At 43.2% G+C, this 5,056-nt stretch carries 7 protein-coding genes; all 7 read right to left on the bottom strand.

All coding sequences use genetic code 11. The annotated features are described in order from the left end of the window. A partial coding sequence (locus B3180_RS02775) for a DUF2878 family protein (protein ID WP_286842907.1) occupies positions 1–251 on the bottom strand: 251 nt, incomplete at its 3' end. After that, positions 251–1,489 carry an SAM-dependent methyltransferase gene (locus B3180_RS02770; protein WP_222236912.1) on the bottom strand — a complete coding sequence of 413 codons (1,239 nt, stop codon included), beginning with the start codon at positions 1,487–1,489 and terminating at the stop codon, positions 251–253. The genes B3180_RS02775 and B3180_RS02770, both read right to left, overlap by 1 nt. A gap of 21 nt (positions 1,490–1,510) precedes the next feature. After that, positions 1,511–2,233, bottom strand: a complete 723-nt coding sequence (locus B3180_RS02765; RefSeq protein WP_222236911.1) for a DUF1365 domain-containing protein — start codon at positions 2,231–2,233, stop codon at positions 1,511–1,513. After that, the gene (locus B3180_RS02760; RefSeq protein WP_222236910.1) at positions 2,230–3,504 is read right to left on the bottom strand and encodes an NAD(P)/FAD-dependent oxidoreductase; all 1,275 of its coding nucleotides are present in this window, start codon (positions 3,502–3,504) and stop codon (positions 2,230–2,232) included. Before B3180_RS02760 ends, B3180_RS02765 begins: the two co-directional genes overlap by 4 nt. Further along, positions 3,504–4,232 (bottom strand): SDR family NAD(P)-dependent oxidoreductase, encoded by a 729-nt coding sequence (locus B3180_RS02755; protein ID WP_199494692.1) that lies wholly within the window; start codon positions 4,230–4,232, stop codon positions 3,504–3,506. The genes B3180_RS02760 and B3180_RS02755 overlap by 1 nt, the downstream gene beginning before the upstream one ends. Beyond that, a complete protein-coding gene (locus B3180_RS02750) occupies positions 4,229–4,663 on the bottom strand; it encodes a nuclear transport factor 2 family protein (RefSeq protein WP_054487575.1) in 435 nt (144 codons plus the stop codon). The genes B3180_RS02755 and B3180_RS02750 overlap by 4 nt, the downstream gene beginning before the upstream one ends. Next, on the bottom strand, positions 4,656–5,056 hold a 401-nt coding region (locus tag B3180_RS02745), incomplete at its 5' end, for an FAD-binding domain-containing protein (protein WP_286842903.1). The genes B3180_RS02745 and B3180_RS02750, both read right to left, overlap by 8 nt.

The raw sequence follows: 5,056 nt of genomic DNA, 5'->3' as shown, positions 1-5,056 counted from the left end.
TATAAAGGGAAGTAACCGCCGGCAAAGTCAATCACCCCCAGGCTTATGCTTATGGCCTCCAGTAACAGTCCAACTGCGAATAAGCGCAGAATTAAAGTCCAGCTGACTTTGACAACCCCAACGCTATAAACAAACTGCAATGCCAACAGAACACCGCTAAGAATGATATAACTGTCACGACCCGCCACAGCGCTAAACCACAACGCGTTAAATAGAACGAAGCTGACTATTTTGTGCTGAATAGAAGTCATTAGTAAGCCTGCGCTTTGCTGGCCGTAACCTGAACAACAGAAACTCGCTGTTCAAGAAAGCCACCTTCACAATAGCTAAAATAATAATTCCATAACCGCGAGAACCGCTCATCGTAGCCAAGTTCTTCCAGTTCCTTCTGGTGGCTGTTAAAACGTTCTTCCCATTGTCTTAGTGTTTTTGCGTAACTTAGACCAAAGTCATGTACATCACGAACAACTAAGTCGGTATAACGCGTAAATAGCTGAGTCATCTGGCTTAACGAAGGCAAAAAGCCTCCTGGAAAGATGTGCTTTTGGATAAAATCGACGGAGCGCGCGTACGATGCCGCACGCTGATCAGCAATAGTTATAGCCTGCAATGACATTTTCCCGTCTTCTTTTAAAAGCTTATTGCAGGTACGGAAGAAGGTTGGCAAATACTCTTTGCCAACGGCTTCTATCATTTCAACGGAAACCAACTTGTCATACTGCCCTTCCAGGTCCCGGTAATCTCGTTTGAGCAATTCAATTTTATCGGAGAGACCGGCGGCCTCAACTTGCTCTTTAGCGTACTGAAACTGCTCTTCTGATATCGTAGTTGTAGTAACCCGGCAGCCATAATGTTTCGCAGCGTAAACTGCCAGGCCACCCCAGCCGGTACCTATTTCCAATAAATGATCGTCAGGTTTTAATGCCAAAGAGTCGCATAAGCGCTTCATTTTATTACATTGAGCCTGCTCTAAAGAATCAGCTGCATCCAGGAACAATGCACTTGAATACTGCATCGCTTCGTCTAGAAAGCGAGTATAGAGCTCGTTACCCAAGTCATAGTGGGCTGAAATATTCTTTTTAGCCTGGCCTTTATGATTCCGGTTACTCCAATGCTGGTATTTATTAAACGGAAAAGTTAACCAAGCCAGACGAGTTTCCAGTTTATCCAGCGCCGGCAAATTGCGTGCAAAAACCCGGATAACAGCGGTTAAATCGGGAGTATCCCAGTGCTTATCGATATAAAGTTCGGCTGCACCAATACTTCCCCCGGTTACCAGGCGACGATAAAAAGAAGAGTCCTTAACATCAATTTCAGCGCTAAGCTCTTTATCGGCATGACCAAAGGTATCAATGAACGTGCCTTTTTCTTTTATCGTTAGCTGGCCATATTCCAAATGCGCTAATAATTTAAATGCGATAGTTCGGAATAATTTATCCCACACGCCGTATTGAATAGGCGCCACCATAGTCGTTTCACCACTGGACATACAAACTTGCCTTCTGATTATTTAACTACCAGGGTTTCCGTAAAATGGAACCCGCTTGATAAAAAGCTTTAACGCCTGCCAATAAATGCCACCAATAATTTTTATGGCCATGAAAGGTGTTGTTCTTAATACGCGGTAAATCGCACTACGGTTTAGCGGTTGCCGATTTAATTTCATTCCGGCAACAAAATCTTTGTTTTCCTGGTGAGCACTTAAAATAATTTTTAAGTTCTCATTAGGCGGGGTAATCTCCCAATGGTAAGTCATATCCATTGGGTTAAAAGGTGAGACATGAAACTGTTTCGTTGTTTTAGGCGAGTCTTCCGATAAATCAACTAAATAATAATGGCGTTGCAGCCATGGAGTATTACTAACTTCAGCCAGCATATAAGTAAATTCACCGGTTTCCTGCTGAAGAAAGTAAAAGTTTACCGGGCTAAAGAAAATGCCAAAAGTTCGTATATTACCCACAAAAAAAACATGACCGGTTAACGTTTTTCCAGCGAGGGAGGACATTTTCTTCAACGCCGCCTGATGCAGGGTGCCCTCTTCATCTTTCAGGTAATCTTTTCGACGAAACCACAAAGGGGCAAAACCTTTACATGACATCCAGCGGCTTAAACGATGGACGTCGTCGAGCTCAGATAAATCGATACACCACTGCTGGAACTTATAGTTAAATGCGTGGTGCTTAGGCCGATGCCTTACGTGAAAAACATCGCCCCAATAAATTACGCTGTTCATGAGTTTTCAATTGCCGCGGCATTTAGCCTGTTAACAACATCTATAGCACTTCTGACACCATCCTCATGGAATCCGTTATACCAATAAGCGCCGGCAAAATGGGTGTTATTTTTACCACAAATAAGATCACGCTTAGCTCTTGCTTTTAAAGATGCCACCGAATATTGAGGGTGATCATAAGTGAATTCCTCAATTATTTTTTCTGGATCAATAGCCGCAGTATTGTTTAATGTGACACAAACCGTCTTATCACACTGCAACCCCTGCAGAATATTCATATTGTAAGTAACAGAGCTCGGTTGCATTGCTGCTGCCTCTTCTTCACGCAGAAGGTAGTTCCAGCTCGCCCAGGCACGCCGGTTCTTCGGTAGTAATTTTTCATCGGTATGAAGAACGACATCATTTGGACAGTACTCAATAGCCCCCAGAACGTCTTTCTCTGCTTCTGTTGCATCATGCAGCAAAGCCAAAGTCTGATCACTGTGACAGGCAAATATCACTTCATCAAAAAACTCTTCTTTCCCGCTACTGAATACTAAAACAACCTGTTCTTTCTGCCGCTTTACTGTCACGATCTCACTGTTTAAGTGAATGCTTTCCTTAAAGGGTTCTGTCAGCCTTGGTATATAGGCATGAGAGCCGCCCACCAGGGTATGCCATTGAGGCCGGTCACTGACATTGAGCAAACCGTGATTATTAAAAAAGCGCAGGAAGAACCCGAGGGGAAAATCCTTAGCATCTGCAAGGCTTGCCGACCAAATGGCTGAAACCATCGGCAGCAAATAGTATTCAGAAACGGGCGCCGGAATATCATGTTCAGTCAGAAACTCCGATAAGGTAACATTATCAAGCTCATTGACGTCGCCTTCTAATGCCTTTTTAGCCGCCTCGTTGAACTTAAGAATGCCCTTTAGAAGTCGATAAAATGACAAGCTGAACAAGTTTTTTCGCTGCGCGAACAAGGTATTCAAATTATGGCCGTTAAACTCCAACCCTGATTTCGGGTCGCGCACACTAAAGCTCATTTCAGTATCCCGCCACACGACCTTTAGTTCGCTTAGTAAGCGTTTGAACCTTGGATAAGTTTTATCATTAAAAACGATAAATCCGGTATCAACAGCAAACATATTACCGTTAATTTTTATATCACGAGTACAGGTATGGCCACCAATGTAATCATTCTTCTCATAAACGCTAACCTGATGCTCTTTACTCAAATAATAAGCGCTTGTTAAACCCGCAATACCACTTCCTATAACGGCTATCTTCATTACTGCTGCTTCCTTGCCATTTGTTCTGATAATTTAACTTGAATGCTTTCGGGTAAAATTGACATGAATTTCAAAAGGCTGCTGAAGAGCCACGGGAATGCGATATCCCGCTTACCCTTTTTAATTCCTTTAATGATTGCCTGAGACGCAAATTCAACATCAACGCGCATCGGCATTTCAAAATCATTGGCATCTGTCATTGGTGTTTTAACAAAGCCTGGAGACACTGTCTGAACCTTAATTCCTTTCGGCTTTAAATCCACCTCCAGGCTTCTGGCAATATAATGCATTGCTGCTTTAGAGCCACCGTATGCCTGAGCTTTGGTGAAAGGCAGAAGACGAGCCAGGCTGTCGACAATAACCAGATGTGCTGAATCGTTAAACTGTGGCAACAAGGCTTCTACACAATTCATGGTGCCAAAAACATTAACTTTAAATACGCGCTCAAACATGTCCGCATCAAACTCTGCAACATTCAGGTACTCGCAGACACCCGCGCATAATATGGCGACATCAATGTTTTCGACTTCTTTTAGCGAAGCCTTGGCAGACTCTTTATTGGTAATATCAAAAGCGGCACACGATATTTGTTCAGGGTATTGCTTCTGCAACTCACTAAGAGCCTCGTTATTGCGGCCGCAAACGACAACCATGTTCCCGTCGGCTGCATAGTCCAGCGCAAGCTGCCGGCCAATACCTGATGAAGCACCCGTAATTAAGACTTTCATTCGTCTGTCAGCCTCTGTTTAATTTTATCAATAACATAACCGACCAGAGGCACGTGCTCGTATAGCATGGCGCCGAGGTCATAATAATCTCGTTGCTCTCTAATTTTGCCATCTTCAAAAGTCAGGTAAGAAACCCCCGGCAGAATAATTTCCATACCGTTAGCTAATTTAGGGTGCGCATAACGCATTTGCCAGGCCAGAAAAGCTTGCCCCTCACCAACACACTCATCATCAAATGCGAAGTGGCAATATTCCACATTCTCCATTGTGTGCTTTAAATACTTACGAAAATCCTCTAGCCCAACCACATGCTGAATAGGATCAGTAAAGGAAATTTCCTCGTGATAGAGATCATCTAAGTCGTCGAGGTTTTCGGTTTTTAGCTCGTCGTAAAAGTCTTTTAACTTTTCAACTAATTCACTGTTATCCATTTTTCACCTGCTTAAACGTTGTTAAGAATCGCTCTCGAGCAAACTTATGCTCAACTACGGGTTCGCAATAGTTATTACTGCTTTGTTGCTGAAGCCAACTATGAGGCCAGTGAATATACTTTGTTGGTACTTCCTTAAGCTCGTGTACCCATTTACGAATGTATTCCCCTTCAGGATCAAACTTCTCACTTTGTTTAACAGGATTGAAAACTCTAAAATACGGAACTGCATCGGTACCAACCGAAGCGCTCCATTGCCAGCCGCCATTGTTTGCCGGAAAACTTCCGTCAATCAAATGCTGCATAAAAAAAGCTTCGCCTTTTCGCCAGTCCACTAGTAGATCTTTTACCAGAAAATTAGCTGTAATCATCCTTAAGCGGTTGTGCATCCATC

It is taken from the genome of Idiomarina sp. UBA4206 (genome assembly GCF_002383015.1).
Classification (GTDB): Bacteria; Pseudomonadota; Gammaproteobacteria; order Enterobacterales; family Alteromonadaceae; genus Idiomarina; species Idiomarina abyssalis.
Note: the sequence above shows the minus strand (reverse complement) of the source record. Positions and strands in the feature narration are given on the sequence as shown.

Bases quoted from the DNA above. Each gene is read 5' to 3' on its own strand.
- B3180_RS02770 (WP_222236912.1), bottom strand. From the start codon at position 1,489: ATGTCCAGTGGTGAAACGACTATGGTGGCGCCTATTCAATACGGCGTG.
- B3180_RS02765 (WP_222236911.1), bottom strand. From the start codon at position 2,233: ATGAACAGCGTAATTTATTGGGGCGATGTTTTTCACGTAAGGCATCGG.
- B3180_RS02760 (WP_222236910.1), bottom strand. From the start codon at position 3,504: ATGAAGATAGCCGTTATAGGAAGTGGTATTGCGGGTTTAACAAGCGCT.
- B3180_RS02755 (WP_199494692.1), bottom strand. From the start codon at position 4,232: ATGAAAGTCTTAATTACGGGTGCTTCATCAGGTATTGGCCGGCAGCTT.
- B3180_RS02750 (WP_054487575.1), bottom strand. From the start codon at position 4,663: ATGGATAACAGTGAATTAGTTGAAAAGTTAAAAGACTTTTACGACGAG.